This window comes from Methylobacterium sp. 13MFTsu3.1M2 (assembly GCF_900112625.1).
Classification (GTDB): Bacteria; Pseudomonadota; Alphaproteobacteria; order Rhizobiales; family Beijerinckiaceae; genus Methylobacterium.
This window is the reverse complement of the sequence record NZ_FOMM01000014.1, coordinates 45,929-60,308: the sequence shown is the minus strand read 5'-3', so window position 1 is coordinate 60,308 and position 14,380 is coordinate 45,929. Positions and strand designations below refer to the sequence as shown.

Below are 14,380 nucleotides of genomic sequence, written 5' to 3'. Positions count from 1 at the left end.
GCCGCGGGCGACCGGTCCCGTCCCAGCTTGACGACGGCGGCGCCGCCGCCTTTGCTGCCGCGGGTGCGTCGGACGGTCACGCCCCGATGCCGGTTCCGCGAGATGCGACGCAGGATGCGATGCAACCGGAGCCCATCCCTGGCTTGTTAGCCGGGGCAGGCGACGAAGAGGAGCGTATGAGCGACACCGATAGCCACGCCGCGGCGGCCCCCCGCGAGGTCGAGCTGAAGCTCGACTGCGCCGGGCCGGATCTGACGGCGCTCGTGTCCCATCCCCGGTTGAAGGACGCGTCGGCGACCGAGCCCGAATCCCTGGTGACGACCTACTACGACACGCCCGATCGCGCGCTCCGGAAGAACGGCCTGACCCTGCGCGTCCGCGCCAAGGGCGACCGCCATATCCAGACCGTGAAGGCCGGGAGCGGCGGCGTTGGCCTGTTCGACCGGGCCGAGTGGGAGAGCGAGATCGCCGGGCAGGCGCCGGAGCCCGCGGCCTGGGCCGACACGGCCGCCGGGCCGGTCCTGCGCGAGGCCGACGCGCCGCTGGAGCGGCTGTTCGCCACCGTGGTGCAGCGCCGGGAGGTCCCGGTCGCGCAGGGCGAGTCGCGCGTGCTCGTGACCCTCGACGAGGGCCGTGTCGAGACCGACTCGGGCGTCGCGCCGCTCTGCGAGGTCGAGCTGGAACTCCAGTCCGGCGATCCGGCTGACCTGTTCGCGCTGGCGCGGGAGCTGGCCGAGACCGTGCCGCTGCGCCTCGGCGTAAAAGCCAAGAGCGCGGTCGGCTACGCGCTCCTCGACGGGATCGAGCCCGGCGTCGTGAAGGCCGAGCCCGTGGATCTGCCCGAGGGCGCGAGCGCCGGGGAGGTCTTCCGCCGGGTGGCGCGCGCCTGCCTGCGCCACATGCGCCTCAACGAGACCGCCTTCCTGGAAGGCGGCCGCCCGCCCGAGGCGCTCCACCAGATCCGCGTCTCCCTGCGCCGCCTGCGCTCGGCGCTGTCGCTGTTCGGGCCCATGCTGGAGAGCGATCCCCGGGCGGCCGGCTTCAACGACGAGATCAAGCGCGTCACCGAGCCCTTCGGCCACGCCCGCAACCTCGACGTATTTCTGAGCGACACGCTGCCGGATCTCGCGGAACAGCGCCCCGACGAGCCCGGCCTGGACGCCCTGCGCGCGCGCGCCGAGGCGGAGCGCGCCACCGCGTACGACGCGGTCTCGGAGACCCTCGAGAGCCCGCAATGGCGCGCGCTCGTCATCGACTTCGCCGGCTGGGTCGAGTCGGGCTCCTGGGCCGACGGCCCGGACGCGGCCGTCGACGGGCGCCACTTCGCCGCGCAGGTGCTCGACAAGGCGCGCGCGCGCCTCAAGAAGCGCGGGCGCGGCCTCCGGCACCTCGATCCGCACACGCGGCACCGGGCGCGGATCGCCGCCAAGAAGCTCCGCTACGGCGCAGAGTTCTTCGCCGGTCTCTACCGGAAGAAGAAGGCGGTCCGCCGGCAGGAGAAGTTCGGCGCCGCGCTCTCCGACCTGCAGGACCACCTCGGCGCGCTCAACGACCTGGAGACGGCCCGGGCGATGACCGAGAGCCTGTCGGGACCGCCGATGCCGGGTCCCGACGATCCGGGGGCACAGAAATTGCTCGACGCGGCCGCGGACGCACGGTCCGAGCTCCTCGACGTCAAGCCCTTCTGGCGCTGAGGCTTCTCGCGCCGCCGGCCCGGTCGGAACCCGGCCGGTGCGGCGGCATTCGCCGGACGCGGATCGGCCCGTCCGGGGCAGGGAGCGCGGATGGCCCACGCCTACAGGTTCGGCATCGAGGAGGAGTTCTTCCTGGCCGATGCGCGCACGCGCGGCACGCCGCGGGCTGGCCTCCGGGCCTTCCATGCCGCCGTGCGGGCCCGCCTCGACGACGCCGAGCGCGAGCAGCTCCAGTGCCAGGTTGAGGTGGCCTCGCCGCCGACCGCCGATCTCGCCGAGGCACGGGGGCATCTCGCGGATCTGCGCGGCAGCCTCGCGGAGATCGGCGCCGAGCGCGGGATCCTGACCTTCGCCGCGGGCACGCATCCGACCGCCCGGTGGCGCGACCAGCGCCCCACCGACAAGGCCCGCTACCACGGGATCATGGCCGACCTCCGGATGCTCGGCCGGCGCAACCTCGTCTGCGGCCTTCACGTCCACGTGGAGGTCCCGGACCCCGAGGCGCGGGTCGGGCTGATCAACCGGCTGCTGCCCTACCTGCCGGTGCTGCTCGCCCTCTCGACCGGGTCGCCGTTCTGGCAGGGGCAGCAGACCGGCCTCGCCGGCTACCGGATGCGCGCCTACGCCGAGCTGCCGCGCACGGGCGTGCCCGAGCTGTTCGCCGATGCCGACGACTACGCCCGCTACGTCGACGTGATGACCCGCTCGGGCGCCATCGCGGATGCCAGCTATCTCTGGTGGCACGTGCGCGCGTCGCTGAAATATCCGACCCTCGAACTGCGTGTCGCCGACAGCTGCACGCGCCTCGACGACGCGCTGTGCATCGCCGCGCTGTTCCGCTGCCTCGTGCGCCGGGTGGTCCGGGACAAGCGGCTCAATGCCGGCCTGACCGCCGCCTCCCGCGGCTTCGTCATGGAGAATCTCTGGCGGGCCGAGTGCGACGGCGTGCGCGCGACGCTCATCGACGAGGCGCAGGTCCGGACGGTGCCGATCTCCGCGCTGGTCGAGACCCTCCTCGCCGACATCGCCGAGGATGCCGAGGCGCTGGGCTGCGCCGCCGCCTGCGGGCACGCGGCGCGGATCGTGGCGGAGGGGACCAGCGCCGACAGGCAGATGGGCGTGTTCGCGGCCGCGCGCCGGTCGGGCGCGCGGGAGCGCGCGGCTCTGTCGGCGGTGGTCGATCATCTCGCGGCGGAGACCGCCGCCGGCTCGAGGTCCGGGCCTGGGGGGCACCCGAACATCGCTCCGGCGGCGTGACGACGGGCGCGGAACCGGCTGAGGGGGGATCGTCGAGGCCGCGTTCCGTCGGCCGCGCTCGAGGACGCGGTCGGCCGTATGAGTCGCATGGCCATGTTGCCGAAGGATGTCTGGCCGCCGGTACCGCGCGCCTTTATGGCCGGTCGCGCGGCGACGGGTTCCCTCCGTGCCGTCCTCTGCTATCCCTCGCGTTCCAGCAGCCACCCCGACTCCGCGGCCGACCCTCCGAGATGAGCCTCCTGCGCGACCTCTTCGGCCATGTCGGCCGTACCGTGACGGCCTATGCCGGCGACAAAGCCTTGATGCTCGCGGCGGTCTCGGCCGCCGCCAACGTCATCGTGGCCGACGGCGAGGTCGCGGGCCCCGAATTCGACGCCGCCCTGCACGGCCTGAAGGCCGACCCGGTCCTGATGAAGGGCTACGACGCGCTCATGTTGGAGACGGAGCTCTACGAGGGCATCGCCCGGGCCCGCACCCGCCTCGGCCGGGCCGAGAACCTGCGCCACGTCGCGGCGGTCGCCGAGCGGCCCGCGGCCCAGCGCGAGAACGTCTTCCTGATCGCCGCGGACGTCGCCGACCAAGACGGGATCAGCAACATCGAGGCGGGCGCCCTTGGCGAGATAGCCGTCGCCCTCCGGGTCGACGCGATCGCGCTGCTGCGCGCCAACCCGGTGCGGCGCCCGCTGGCCTGACCGGCCCGGTTGGCACCGCGGTTGCTCTCGGGTGCGCGTGGTGGGAGCGCTGCCAAGTCGGTCGCGCCCGCCTATAACGTCAGCGTCGCACGGCGACCCGCCGTGAAAGGAACCGGCATGGCCGAGATGAGCCTCAGCAAGACCCACAACCTGCGCGCCGACGGAGCGCGCCTCTGGGCGACGATCCTGGAGACCGCGGAATTCGGCGGCACGCCGGCCGGCGGCATCAACCGCCTGACGCTCTCGGCCGAGGACGGCCAGGTTCGCGACTGGTTCCGGGAGGCCTGCGAGGCGGCCGGGCTCACCGTGTCGGTCGACGCACTCGGCACGCAGTACGCCCTGCGGCCGGGCCGCGACAAGGGCCGCAAGCCGATCGCCTTCGGCTCGCACCTCGACACCCAGCCGACCGGCGGCAAGTTCGACGGGGTCCTCGGCGTGCTGGCGGGGCTGGAGGTGATGCGCAGCCTGAACGATGCCGGCATCGAGACCGAGGCGCCGCTCCTCGTGGTCAACTGGACCAACGAGGAGGGCTCGCGTTTCGCCCCCGCCATGATGGCCTCGGCGGCCTACGCGGGCGACTTCACCACGGACGAGATCCTGGCCAAGCGCGACGCCGCCGGCACCACGGTGGCGGAGGCCCTCGACGCCATCGGCTACCGCGGGGTGGAGGCCGTCGGCACGCGGGAGATCGGCGCCTTCGTCGAGTTGCACATCGAGCAGGGGCCGATCCTGGAGGCCGAGGGCAAGACCATCGGTGTGGTCGAGGGCGGCCAGGGCATCATGTGGTTCGACGGCGTGATCACCGGCTTCGAGAGCCACGCCGGGACGACGCCGATGCCGCGCCGCCGCGACGCGCTGCTCGCCCTCTCGGAATTCGCCCTGGCCGCCGAGCGGATCGCGCTGGGCCACGCGCCCACCGCGGTGGCGACGATCGGCGAGGCCGCGATCCTGGCGCCGTCCCGCAACGTCGTGCCGGGCCGGGTCGCCTTCACGGTGGACGTGCGCGATCCGCGCTCCGAGACTCTCGACGCGATGGAGGCGGCGCTCGGCGAGGCGGCCGCCGAGATCGCGGCGCGGCGCCATCTGGAGATCGCGCTGACCCGGATCTGGCGGAAGGAGCCGGTGCCGTTCGACCCCGCGATCGTGGCGGCGATCGACGCGTCCGCCGAGAGCCTGGGGCATCCGCGCCGCCGGATCATCTCGGGTGCCGGCCACGACGCCTGCAACCTCGCCGCGAAGGTCCCGGCGGCGATGATCTTCGTGCCGTGCAAGGACGGCGTCAGCCACAACGAGTCGGAATCGGCCACGCAGGCCGACTGCGCCGCCGGCGCCGACGTCCTGCTGCAGACGGTGCTCCGCCTCGCCAACACGCCGCGCGCCTGAGGCTTCCCGCCGGGACGGCGCCCGTCGTCCCGGCGCCGAGCGCGCCGCACCGCCCGCGCGGAGGTGTACCGCGGCGGAAAATCCCGTAAGGACCGCTCCATGAGCGCGCGATCCTACCGCGACGCCAGGGGCCGGCCGCTCGTCGCGGTCACCGGCATCGGCGTCGTCTCCTCCCTCGGTCAGGGACAGGCCGACACGTGGGCGGCCATGACCGAGGGCCGGTCGGGCATCCACGCGATCGCGCGGTTCCCGACCGACACGCTGCGCACCCGCATCGCCGGGACGGTAGACTTCCTCGACACCGATCCGCTCGTCGCGCCGCTCCTGTCCGAGCGGTTCGCCGCCGTCGCCGCCGAGGAGGCGGTGGCGCAGGCCGGGATCGGCGCCAGGGGCGATTTCCCGGGCGCCCTGTTCATCGCGGTCCCGCCGGTCGAGATGGAGTGGCCGCAGCGGCAGGCCCTGGCCGAGGCCGCGGCCGGCGACGGCCCGGTCGACTACGCCGGCCTGTTGCGGGCGGCAGCGACGCGCCGCTTCGATCCCTGGCACGACCTGTTCATCTTCGGCACGGTCGCCGACCGCATCGCCGACCGCTTCGGCACGAAGGGCTCGCCGATCTCGCTCTCGACCGCCTGCTCGTCGGGGGCCACGGCGATCCAGCTCGGCGTCGAGGCGATCCGGCGTGGCGAGACCGCGGCGGCGCTCTGCATCGGCACGGACGGCTCGGTGAACCCGGAATCGCTGATCCGCTTCTCGCTGCTGTCGGCGCTCTCGACCCGCAACGACGACCCCGCGACCGCCTCGAAGCCGTTCTCGAAGGACCGGGACGGGTTCGTCATGGGCGAGGGCGCGGCCGCCCTGGTGCTCGAGGACGCCGAGGCCGCCGTCGCGCGCGGCGCCGCGATCCTCGGCTACGTCCTCGGCTGCGGCGAGAAGGGCGACGGCTTCCACCGCACCCGGTCCAGCCCCGACGGCGCGCCGATCATCGCGGCGATCCGGGCGAGCCTGGACGATGCCGGTGTGGCGGCCGAGGCGATCGACACGGTGAACGCGCACGGCACCTCGACGCCGGAGAACGACAAGATGGAGGCCCTGGGCCTCGCGGCCGTGTTCGGCGACCGCGCGACCGCCCTGCCGGTCACCTCCAACAAGTCGATGATCGGCCATACCCTCACGGCGGCCGGCGCCATCGAGGCGGCGGTCTCGCTGCTGACCATCCGTCACGGCCGCATCCCGCCGACCATCAACCACCGTGTGCCGGACCCGACCATCGCCCTCGACATCGTGGAGACCGCCCGCGACCTGCCGGTGCGGACCGTGCTGTCGAACTCGTTCGGCTTCGGCGGCCAGAACACCTGCCTGGTCCTCGGCGCGGAGCCCGCGTGAGCGCCGCCGACACCCCGCGCCGGGTCCTCGTGACCGGCGGCGCGTCCGGCATCGGCGCCGCGATCGTCCGCGCGCTGGCGGGATCCGGCCTCGGCGTCGACTTCACCTACCGCGCCTCGGCCGAGGCCGCGCAGGGGCTGCTGGCCGAGCTGCGGGCGGCGTATCCGGACCGGTCTTTCGCGGCCCATCCCGTCGACCTCGCCGACCGGGCCGCGCTGGACACCTTCTGCGAGACCGCCGAGGCCGCGGGTTATTACGGCCTCGTCCACAATGCCGGCCAGTCCTGCGACGCCCTCGCGGCGATGCTCGATCAGGAGCGCGCCGAGGCCGCCATGCAGGTCAACTTCTTCTCGCTGACGCGCCTCGCCAAGGCGCTGGTGCGGGAGATGACCCGGGCGCGCGCGGGCCGCATCGTGGCGGTCGGCTCCGTCGCCGCCCTGCGGGCCAATGCCGGCAACGCCGCTTACGCGGCGACCAAGGGCGCCCTCATCGCCTATTGCCGCACCCTGGCGATCGAGACCGCCAAGCGCGGCGTGACCGTCAACGTGATCGCCCCGGGCTTCGTCGACACCGCCATGATGGACCGCTACGCCGCCTACCGCGACGGGATGGAGCGCCAGATTCCCGCCGGCCGCTTCGGGCGGCCCGAGGATGTCGCGGCGCTGGCGGCCTTCCTGATGGGCGAGGGGGCATCCTACATCACCGGGACCGTGCTGCCCGTCGATGGCGGCCTGACCGCCATGATGGGTGTCCACCGGACCTGACGGTGGCGCCGCCGAACCGGACGATCCTGCCGATGCGCGCCAGCCTCGCCCTCACCGCCGCCCTCTGCAGCGCGGCTCTCCTGGCCCCGGGCGACGCCCGGGCGGAGCCGCAGGTCTACCGGATCTCTGGCCTGCCGCCGGGCGAGCCGCTCAGCATCCGCGCCGAGCCGGACCCGTCCGCTGAGCAGATCGGCGAGATCCGCAGCCGCGCCCTGGTCTTCGGCTGCACCAACGACACGCCGAGCCGCACCACGTGGTGCCGGGTGAAGGCCGGACGCGCCCTCGGATGGGCGCGGCGGCGCTACCTGGCGCCGGAGTGACGAGAGACACGATGCGAGCCCTCCAACTGTTCGGCGACCGCGACCTGCGCCTCACCGAGATCGAGCCGCCGCCCGCGCCCGGCGCCGGCGAGGTCCGGATCCGCATCCGCGCGGTCGGCCTCAACTTCATCGACGTCTGGGGTTTCCGCGGCATGGCCTTCGCCAAGCGGAAGATGCCGCTGATCGTCGGCGCGGAGGCGGCCGGGACCGTCGAGTCGGTCGGGGCGGGCGTCACCGGCCTCGTCGCGGGCGACCGGGTCGTGCCGTACGGCGCCATGACCTGCGGCAAGTGCAAGGCCTGCCGCGAGGGGCGCGACAACCTCTGCGAGGACGTGTCCGGCGTGATGGGCTTCCATCTCGACGGCTTCGCCCGGGAGTTGGTGACCATGCCGGCCCGCCTCGTCGTGAAGGTGCCGGACGGCGTCAGCGACACCGACGCCGCCTGTGCGGGCATCGCCTTCGGCACGGTCCAGCACATGCTGTTCGACAACGCGCGCCTTGAGCCCGGCGAGAGCGTGTTGGTCCATGCCGGCGGCTCCGGGATCGGGACCGCGGCGATCCGCATGGCCAAGGCGATCGGCTGCACCGTCTACACGACGGTCGGCGACGACGAGAAGGGTCGCAAGGCCGCCGAGCTCGGCGCCGACCACGTCATCAACTACCGCACCGAGCGCTTCGAGGGCGAGGTCCGCCGGCTCACGAAGCGCAAGGGCGTCGACGTGGTGTTCGAGCATGTCGGCGCCGATACCTGGAACGGCTCCCTGCTCTGCCTGAAGCGCGGCGGCCGACTCGTGACCTGCGGATCGACCTCGGGCGTCTCGGCGACCATGAACCTGATGCAGCTGTTCCAGCAGCAGTACCGCATCACCGGCTCGTTCGGCTGCTCGCTCGCGAATATCGGGCAGGCCCTCGCCAAGATGGAAGCGGGCATTCGACCAGTGGTGGATACCGTGTACCCGCTGGCGGATTTCGCGCAGGGTCTGGAGCGCCTCGAATCGCGCCGGGTGTTCGGCAAGATCCTCGTCAGCCTCTAGCGCCGGCAGCGGCGCACCCGCCCGGCGCCGCACCGTCACCGGGTGCGGCGATCCGCATTTCGCGCTGCGGGAGACTTGTCGTAAACGTCGCTGTACGGGTGCGCTGGGGGGCCGCCCGGACCGTATCCTGGAATCGACTGTGCTGCGTCTCGCCCTCCTGCTCAAACGGTCGTACCCGCGCCTCGCGGGCTTCGCGATGATCCCGGTGATCCGCGCCCTGGTGCTGCTGGCCCGGATCCTCGGGCCGGTCCGGTCCACGGTACTCGGCGCCGCGCTCCTGCGAACCCTGGGACCGCTCCTGCCGGCGCACCGCACGGCGATGGCGAACCTCCGGGCGGCCTTCCCCGAAATGTCGGAGGCGGAGCGGAAGCGGATCGCCCTGGAGGCCTGGGACAATCTCGGCCGGACGGGGGCCGAGTACGCCCATCTCGATAGCCTATTCGATTACGATCCCGCCGCCACCGGCGACTTGCGGACGGAGGTCGCCGGGATCGAGCACTTCTACGCCCTGCGGGACGACGGCCGGCCCGGTCTGATCTTCTCGGCGCATCTGGCGAACTGGGAATTGCCGGCGATCTGCGCGGCCAAGTTCGGCCTCGAGGCCACCGCGGTGTTCCGGCCGCCGAACAACCCCGCCGCCGCGCGCCTCGTCCAGGAGGTCCGCCGCCGGACGATGGGCGGGCTCGCCGCCTCCACGCCGGGCGCCGTCTTCGCCATGCGCGACGTGGTCGAGACCGGCGGCCACCTGGGTCAGCTGATCGACCAGCACTTCACCCGTGGCGTCGTGGTGGAGTTCCTCGGCCGGCCATGCCTCGCCAACCCCCTCTTGGCCAAGCTCGCCCGCCACTACGACTGCCCGGTGCACGGCGTGCGCGTCGTGCGCCTGCCGGAGGGCCGCTTCCGCCTCGAGCTGACGCCACCCCTGGACCTGCCCAGGGCGGCCGACGGGACCATCGACGTCGCCGGCGCCATGCAGGCGATGACGGCCGTGGTCGAGAACTGGGTGCGGGAGAATCCCGGCCAGTGGCTGTGGATGCATCGCCGCTGGCGGCCCGACATGCTGCCCAAGCCGAGAGTGGCGCCGGCGCCACTTCAACCGACAGTAGAGATCTCTCAAGCCAACGTGATTTCACCTTCGGCCTCGCAGACGGTCTGATGGATCGATGACGCCCCGGCACCGCGCCCCGACCCGCGACCGCCGCGCGCTGCGCGCCGCGCTGCTTGCCTGCGCGGCGCTGGCCGCGATGCCGGCGCGGGCCGAGCCCGTCCGCGCCGTGGTCGAGCTCTTCACCAGCCAGGGCTGCGGCGCCTGCCGCTCCGCCGACCCGGTCCTGCGCGACCTCGCCCACAAGCCCGGCGTCATCGCCCTGACCCTGCCGGTGACCTACTGGGACTATCTCGGCTGGAAGGACACGCTCGCGCTGCGGCCGCTGACCGAGCGCCAGCGCGCCTACGCGCGGGGCCGCGGGGCCCGACAGGTCTTCACGCCCCAGGTCGTGGTCGACGGCAACGGCTTCGCCGTCGGGTCCGACCGGCCGGCCCTGGAGCGCCTGATCCGCGATGCCTGCCAGCACGGCGGGCTGCCGGTGCCGGTGCGCGGGGAGACCAACGGCGACCGGATCCTGGTGGAGGTCGGGGCGGCCCCGGAGGCCAAGACCGAGATCCGCGGCGACGTCTGGCTGGTGCCCGTGCTCCGCAGCCGCGCCATCGCGATCCAGTCCGGGGAGAACGGCGGCCGGACGGCGACCTACGTCAACATCGTCCGCGGCATGCAGCGGCTCGGTCCCTGGACGGGCCAGCCGACTCGCTTCGAGGTGCCCGACACCCAGGCCCGCGTCGCCGACGCGGACAGCTGGGTCGTCCTGCTCCAGGGCGCGGCCGACGGCAAGCCGGGCCGCATCTTCGGGGCCGCCAAGGGACCGGGGCTCTAGGCGCGGGGTCGCGCGCTGCTACTCCAGCGAGATCGGGTCGATCTGCCGGCGGCCCTCGCGCCGGTGGCGCGCCCGGGACGCGTCGGCGAGCGACGACAGGCGAGCGTCGAGGCGCTCGGACAGGCGGCCCACTAGCCCGATCAGCCCGTCGATCATCCGGCTGACGCCTGCGACCGTCCCGGTCACGGCCCCGACGATCCCGTTCTCGATGGCACGACCGATTCGGCGAACACGCTGCATGACGACTGTCTCTGGGTGGGCGGCGCCGGCGGCGCCCCGATCCGCCGCAGGTAGGGCGGCCGCCCAGGCCCGTGATGCGGCCGAAAGCGGCGCGGGTCCGCGCCGCGGGAGCGGAACCTTCGCGCGGCGCGGCCGGAGCGCTCGAACCGGCGGGTCGGCAGGCTCGTTGCATGGGTGAGCGGCCCGCCGTCCCACGCGGGCGCCCGAGATCGAGGGTCGGCCATGCGGCGACGCCCGTTCCTGTCCGGGATGTTCGCCGCCCTGTCGCTGGCCGGACGCCCCGCGCGCGCGGCGGATACGGGCGTCGACCTCCTCCTCGTCCTCGCGGTGGACGTGTCGCTCAGCATCAGCGAGGCCCGGTTCGACCTCGAGCGCCGCGGCTACGTCGAGGCCTTCGGCGACCCGCGCGTGCTGCAAGCCATCGGCGACGGCCCCACCGGGCGCATCGGCGTCGCCCTGTTCGACTGGGCCGGGCCCGGCGAGCAGCAGGTGGCGGTCGACTGGATGGTGATCGCCTCCGCGCAGGACGCGGCCGCCTTCGCGGCGCGTCTGGGCGCCGTGCCGCGGCCGTTCTACGGCCGCACCGCCATCGGCTCGGCGATCGGTTTCGCCGCCGACCTGCTGGCCCGGGCGCCGTTCCGCGCCGAGCGCCGGGTGATCGACATCTCCGGTGACGGCACCGGCAATGCCGGGCGTCCCATCGCCGAGGCCCGGGACGCCGCCGTCGCGGCCGGCATCACGGTCAACGGCATCGTGATCCTCACCGAACCCGAGGGGATGCCGGCTTTCCTGAAAGAGCATACCAATCCGGCGGGCGGCCTGGCCGCTTATTACCGGAGCGTCGTGATCGGCGGGGAGGGCGCCTTCGTGATGACCGCCGAGAGCTTCGCGGCCTTCGGCCGCTCGCTCATCGCGAAGCTCGTGCGCGAGATCTCCTGACCGTCACCCGGATCCCAGAGGACCGACCATCGATGCGCCTTGCCGTCCTCCAGTTCACGCACGAGACCGTCACGTTCCTGCCGAACGACACGACCCGGGACGACTTCATCTATCCCGGCTCACCGGCTGCCGGAGCCGCGCTGCTCGCCACCGATCCCAAGGGCTACATGGGCGGCTTCGTGCAGGTGGCGCGGGAGTACGACGGCGTCGAGCTCGTGGGGATCACCTCGCCGCTCTGGCCGCGCACCGGCACCGCCTCGGGCTGGATCACCGCCGACGCCTACGCGCATTTCCTCGGGCAGATGGTGGCGGAGCTGCGGGCGCAGGGCCCGTTCGACGGGGTCTATCTCGCCCTGCACGGCGCGATGGCGGTGCGCGGCGTCCCCAGGCCGGAGGCCGACATCGCCCGGCAGGTGCGCGCCGCGGTGGGCGAGGGGGCGATCCTGGTCGGGACCTTCGACCTGCACGGCAACGAGGACGCCGCCTTCCTCGACCACGCCGACATGGCTTTCGCGGTGAAGTACTTCCCGCATTACGACGGCCACCTGCAGGGGCAGCGGGCTGCCCGGATGCTGGTGCGCGCCGTGCGCGGCGACTACCGGCCGGCGCATCGGACCCTCAAGGTGCCGATCCTCTCGCCGACCGTCGTGCAGTGGACCGGCGCCGCACCGTGGTCCGACCTCGTGCAGCGGGCCCTCGTCTGGGAGGCGCGCGAGCCGGACGTGTACGTCAACGTCTTCTTCGGCTTCCCGTGGGGCGACGCCCCGGACGGCGGGATGACCGTGCAGGCGATCACCGACGACGACCCGGCCCTCGCCGAGCGGGTGGCGCGGGACGTCGCGGATTTCGCGTGGCGGCAGCGGCGCGCGCTGCTCGAGACGACGCGGATCCACACGATCGCCGACGGCGTGCGCCTCGCCCGGGCGGCGGTGGCGGAGGGGGCCGCCCCGGTCGTCCTCGCCGACCACAGCGACCGGTCGGGCCGGGCGACCTGGCTGCTGGGCGAGATCCTCCGGCAGGGCCTCGCCCGCACCCTGGTCGCCACGGTGGCGTCCACCGACATCGTGGCGGGGCCCCTCGCGGCCGGCGACCCGTTCGACGCGCCGGTCGGCGGTGGCGGCGACCCGTCCGCGGGCGACCCGGTGCGCGTCACCGGGACCGTGCTGCGCGTCGTCGCCGCGCCGGAGCCCGGCGTCGCCGGCAGCGGCGGCGGAGGCACCTGGATCTGCGTCGCGTTCGGGGCCGGCAACGTCCTCGTGCTGAGCCCGCAGCTCGCGCAGATCGTCGAGCCCGACGAGCTGTGGCGGCTCGGCCTGGACCCGGCGGATTTCGACGTCGTGGCGATCAAGTCGCGGGTGCATTTCCGGCGCGGCTTCGATGACAGCGGCTACGCCCGCACGATCCTGCTGGTGGAGCCGCCGGAGCCGTTCCTCGGCACGGTGCGCCTCGATCACCTCGCCTACGCGCAGATGCGGGCCGCCGACTTCTTCCCCTACGGCGACCCGCCCGGGCCCGTCCCGTCCGACCCGTGACCGGTCCGGCGGGGACGACAGGCGGCGGCCGCCGTCACCCGCCGGTGCTCGCCCCGCACGTGCGAGGGCGCTAGGTCCATCCCGCACGCGCTCGGTGAGGCGCGGCGAGGGAGAGACGGGATGCGGATTCCGGCCAACAGGCTGACCGCCTACGTGCGGGACATCTTCGTGCGCGAGGGATGCGCCGAGCCGGAGGCCGAGCGCATCGGCCGCTTCCTGGTGGCGGCGAACCTCACCGGCCACGACAGCCACGGCGTGGTCCGCGTCACCCGCTACGTCGAGTGGCTGCGCGCCGGCGAGGTCGAGGCCGGCCGCACGCCCGAGATCGTGACCGACGCGCCGAACTTCGCACTCGTCGACGCCCATTACGGGTTCGGGCAGACGGCCGGCCCCGTCGCCGTCGATCTCGGGATCGCCAAGGCGCGGGCGAACGGCGTCGCGATCATCGCCCTGCGGCATGCCGGGCATATCGGCCGGATCGGCGAGTGGGCCGAGCGGGCGGCGGCGGCGGGGCTCGTCTCGGTCCATTTCGTCAACGTGGCGGGCAGCCTCCTCGTGGCGCCGTTCGGCTCCGTGGAGCGCCGCTTCTCGACGGCGCCCTTCGCGGCCGGCTTCCCGGTTCCGGGCGGCGACCCGATCATCCTCGACTTCGCCACCTCGCTGGTCGCCGAGGGCAAGGTGCTCGTCGCCTCGAGGGGCGGCAAGCCGCTGCCCGAGGGGGCGCTGATCGAGCCCGACGGCCGCCTCAGCGCCGACCCGGCGACCCTGTTCGGCCCGCTGGAGGGCGTCGAGCGCGACAACCAGCGCGGGGCGGGTGCGATCCGGGCCTTCGGCGAGCACAAGGGTTCCGGCCTCGCGCTGATGTGCGAGCTATTGGCCGGCGCGCTCACCGGCTCCGGCACGGCCGGGCCCGGGCAGCGGCGGATCTGCAACGGCATGCTGTCGATCTACGTCACACCGTCGGCCCTCGGCACCGAGGACGCCCTCGCGGCCGAGACGCGGGCCTATCTCGACTTCTTCAAGAGCGCCAAGCCGATGCCGGGCGCCGAGGTCCTGCTGCCCGGCGAGCCGGAGCGGCGGATGCGCGCCGAGCGCCTCGCCGAGGGCGTGCCGCTGCCCGAGCCCGTCTGGGAGACCCTGCTCGCCGCCGGCCGGCCACACGGCCTCGACGGCAACGCCTATCGCACCTGAGCCGGGAACGATCCGGCACG

Annotated in this window: 14 protein-coding genes; 13 read left to right on the top strand and 1 reads right to left on the bottom strand. The window is 73.6% G+C overall.

Translation table 11 applies throughout. From position 1 onward, the window contains the following. Positions 1 to 176: 176 nt before the first annotated feature. The 10 genes from BM314_RS15135 to BM314_RS15090 all read left to right on the top strand — a co-directional run bounded on the left by BM314_RS15135 (position 177) and on the right by BM314_RS15090 (position 10,458). Positions 177 to 1,694: a CYTH and CHAD domain-containing protein gene (locus BM314_RS15135; RefSeq protein ID WP_091978767.1), complete on the top strand. Its 1,518-nt coding sequence runs from the start codon at positions 177 to 179 to the stop codon at positions 1,692 to 1,694. Between the two features lie 90 nt (positions 1,695 to 1,784). Beyond that, on the top strand, positions 1,785 to 2,951 hold the full coding sequence (locus BM314_RS15130; RefSeq protein WP_091978765.1) for a carboxylate-amine ligase: 1,167 nt from the start codon (positions 1,785 to 1,787) through the stop codon (positions 2,949 to 2,951). A gap of 230 nt (positions 2,952 to 3,181) precedes the next feature. Beyond that, positions 3,182 to 3,643, top strand: a complete 462-nt coding sequence (locus tag BM314_RS15125; protein WP_020094590.1) for a tellurite resistance TerB family protein — start codon at positions 3,182 to 3,184, stop codon at positions 3,641 to 3,643. 126 nt (positions 3,644 to 3,769) lie between these two features. Beyond that, positions 3,770 to 5,026, top strand: a complete 1,257-nt coding sequence (locus tag BM314_RS15120) for a Zn-dependent hydrolase (RefSeq protein WP_170868123.1) — start codon at positions 3,770 to 3,772, stop codon at positions 5,024 to 5,026. A 99-nt stretch (positions 5,027 to 5,125) separates the two neighbouring features. Continuing rightward, on the top strand, positions 5,126 to 6,409 hold the full coding sequence (locus tag BM314_RS15115) for a beta-ketoacyl-ACP synthase (RefSeq protein WP_091978761.1): 1,284 nt from the start codon (positions 5,126 to 5,128) through the stop codon (positions 6,407 to 6,409). Beyond that, entirely contained in the window at positions 6,406 to 7,173 is a 768-nt protein-coding gene (locus tag BM314_RS15110) for an SDR family oxidoreductase (RefSeq protein ID WP_091978759.1), read from the top strand. The genes BM314_RS15115 and BM314_RS15110 overlap by 4 nt, the downstream gene beginning before the upstream one ends. 2 nt (positions 7,174 to 7,175) lie before the next feature. Further along, the gene (locus BM314_RS15105) at positions 7,176 to 7,493 is read left to right on the top strand and encodes an SH3 domain-containing protein (protein WP_091978757.1); all 318 of its coding nucleotides are present in this window, start codon (positions 7,176 to 7,178) and stop codon (positions 7,491 to 7,493) included. Positions 7,494 to 7,504: 11 nt separating this feature from the next. Beyond that, positions 7,505 to 8,527 (top strand): zinc-binding dehydrogenase, encoded by a 1,023-nt coding sequence (locus tag BM314_RS15100; protein ID WP_091926887.1) that lies wholly within the window; start codon positions 7,505 to 7,507, stop codon positions 8,525 to 8,527. Positions 8,528 to 8,666: 139 nt separating this feature from the next. Continuing rightward, positions 8,667 to 9,683: a lipid A biosynthesis lauroyl acyltransferase gene (locus BM314_RS15095; RefSeq protein WP_091978755.1), complete on the top strand. Its 1,017-nt coding sequence runs from the start codon at positions 8,667 to 8,669 to the stop codon at positions 9,681 to 9,683. 7 nt (positions 9,684 to 9,690) lie between these two features. Continuing rightward, a complete protein-coding gene (locus tag BM314_RS15090; protein ID WP_091978753.1) occupies positions 9,691 to 10,458 on the top strand; it encodes a DUF1223 domain-containing protein in 768 nt (255 codons plus the stop codon). An 18-nt stretch (positions 10,459 to 10,476) separates the two neighbouring features. Here the strand turns inward: BM314_RS15090 and BM314_RS15085 are convergent, their stop codons facing one another. Next, positions 10,477 to 10,698, bottom strand: a complete 222-nt coding sequence (locus BM314_RS15085; protein WP_020094582.1) for a hypothetical protein — start codon at positions 10,696 to 10,698, stop codon at positions 10,477 to 10,479. Between the two features lie 222 nt (positions 10,699 to 10,920). On the opposite strand from BM314_RS15085, the gene BM314_RS15080 reads away from it, so the two are divergent. The 3 genes from BM314_RS15080 (at position 10,921) to BM314_RS15070 (ending at position 14,360) form a co-directional block, all read left to right on the top strand. Next, entirely contained in the window at positions 10,921 to 11,637 is a 717-nt protein-coding gene (locus BM314_RS15080) for a DUF1194 domain-containing protein (RefSeq protein WP_091978751.1), read from the top strand. A 32-nt stretch (positions 11,638 to 11,669) separates the two neighbouring features. After that, on the top strand, positions 11,670 to 13,169 hold the full coding sequence (locus BM314_RS15075) for a M81 family metallopeptidase (RefSeq protein WP_091978749.1): 1,500 nt from the start codon (positions 11,670 to 11,672) through the stop codon (positions 13,167 to 13,169). 120 nt (positions 13,170 to 13,289) lie between these two features. Further along, positions 13,290 to 14,360: a malate/lactate/ureidoglycolate dehydrogenase gene (locus tag BM314_RS15070; protein WP_091978747.1), complete on the top strand. Its 1,071-nt coding sequence runs from the start codon at positions 13,290 to 13,292 to the stop codon at positions 14,358 to 14,360. Positions 14,361 to 14,380: the final 20 nt, after the last annotated feature.

Bases quoted from the DNA above. Each gene is read 5' to 3' on its own strand.
- BM314_RS15135 (WP_091978767.1), top strand. From the start codon at position 177: ATGAGCGACACCGATAGCCACGCCGCGGCGGCCCCCCGCGAGGTCGAG.
- BM314_RS15130 (WP_091978765.1), top strand. From the start codon at position 1,785: ATGGCCCACGCCTACAGGTTCGGCATCGAGGAGGAGTTCTTCCTGGCC.
- BM314_RS15125 (WP_020094590.1), top strand. From the start codon at position 3,182: ATGAGCCTCCTGCGCGACCTCTTCGGCCATGTCGGCCGTACCGTGACG.
- BM314_RS15120 (WP_170868123.1), top strand. From the start codon at position 3,770: ATGAGCCTCAGCAAGACCCACAACCTGCGCGCCGACGGAGCGCGCCTC.
- BM314_RS15115 (WP_091978761.1), top strand. From the start codon at position 5,126: ATGAGCGCGCGATCCTACCGCGACGCCAGGGGCCGGCCGCTCGTCGCG.
- BM314_RS15100 (WP_091926887.1), top strand. From the start codon at position 7,505: ATGCGAGCCCTCCAACTGTTCGGCGACCGCGACCTGCGCCTCACCGAG.
- BM314_RS15090 (WP_091978753.1), top strand. From the start codon at position 9,691: ATGACGCCCCGGCACCGCGCCCCGACCCGCGACCGCCGCGCGCTGCGC.
- BM314_RS15085 (WP_020094582.1), bottom strand. From the start codon at position 10,698: ATGCAGCGTGTTCGCCGAATCGGTCGTGCCATCGAGAACGGGATCGTC.
- BM314_RS15080 (WP_091978751.1), top strand. From the start codon at position 10,921: ATGCGGCGACGCCCGTTCCTGTCCGGGATGTTCGCCGCCCTGTCGCTG.
- BM314_RS15075 (WP_091978749.1), top strand. From the start codon at position 11,670: ATGCGCCTTGCCGTCCTCCAGTTCACGCACGAGACCGTCACGTTCCTG.
- BM314_RS15070 (WP_091978747.1), top strand. From the start codon at position 13,290: ATGCGGATTCCGGCCAACAGGCTGACCGCCTACGTGCGGGACATCTTC.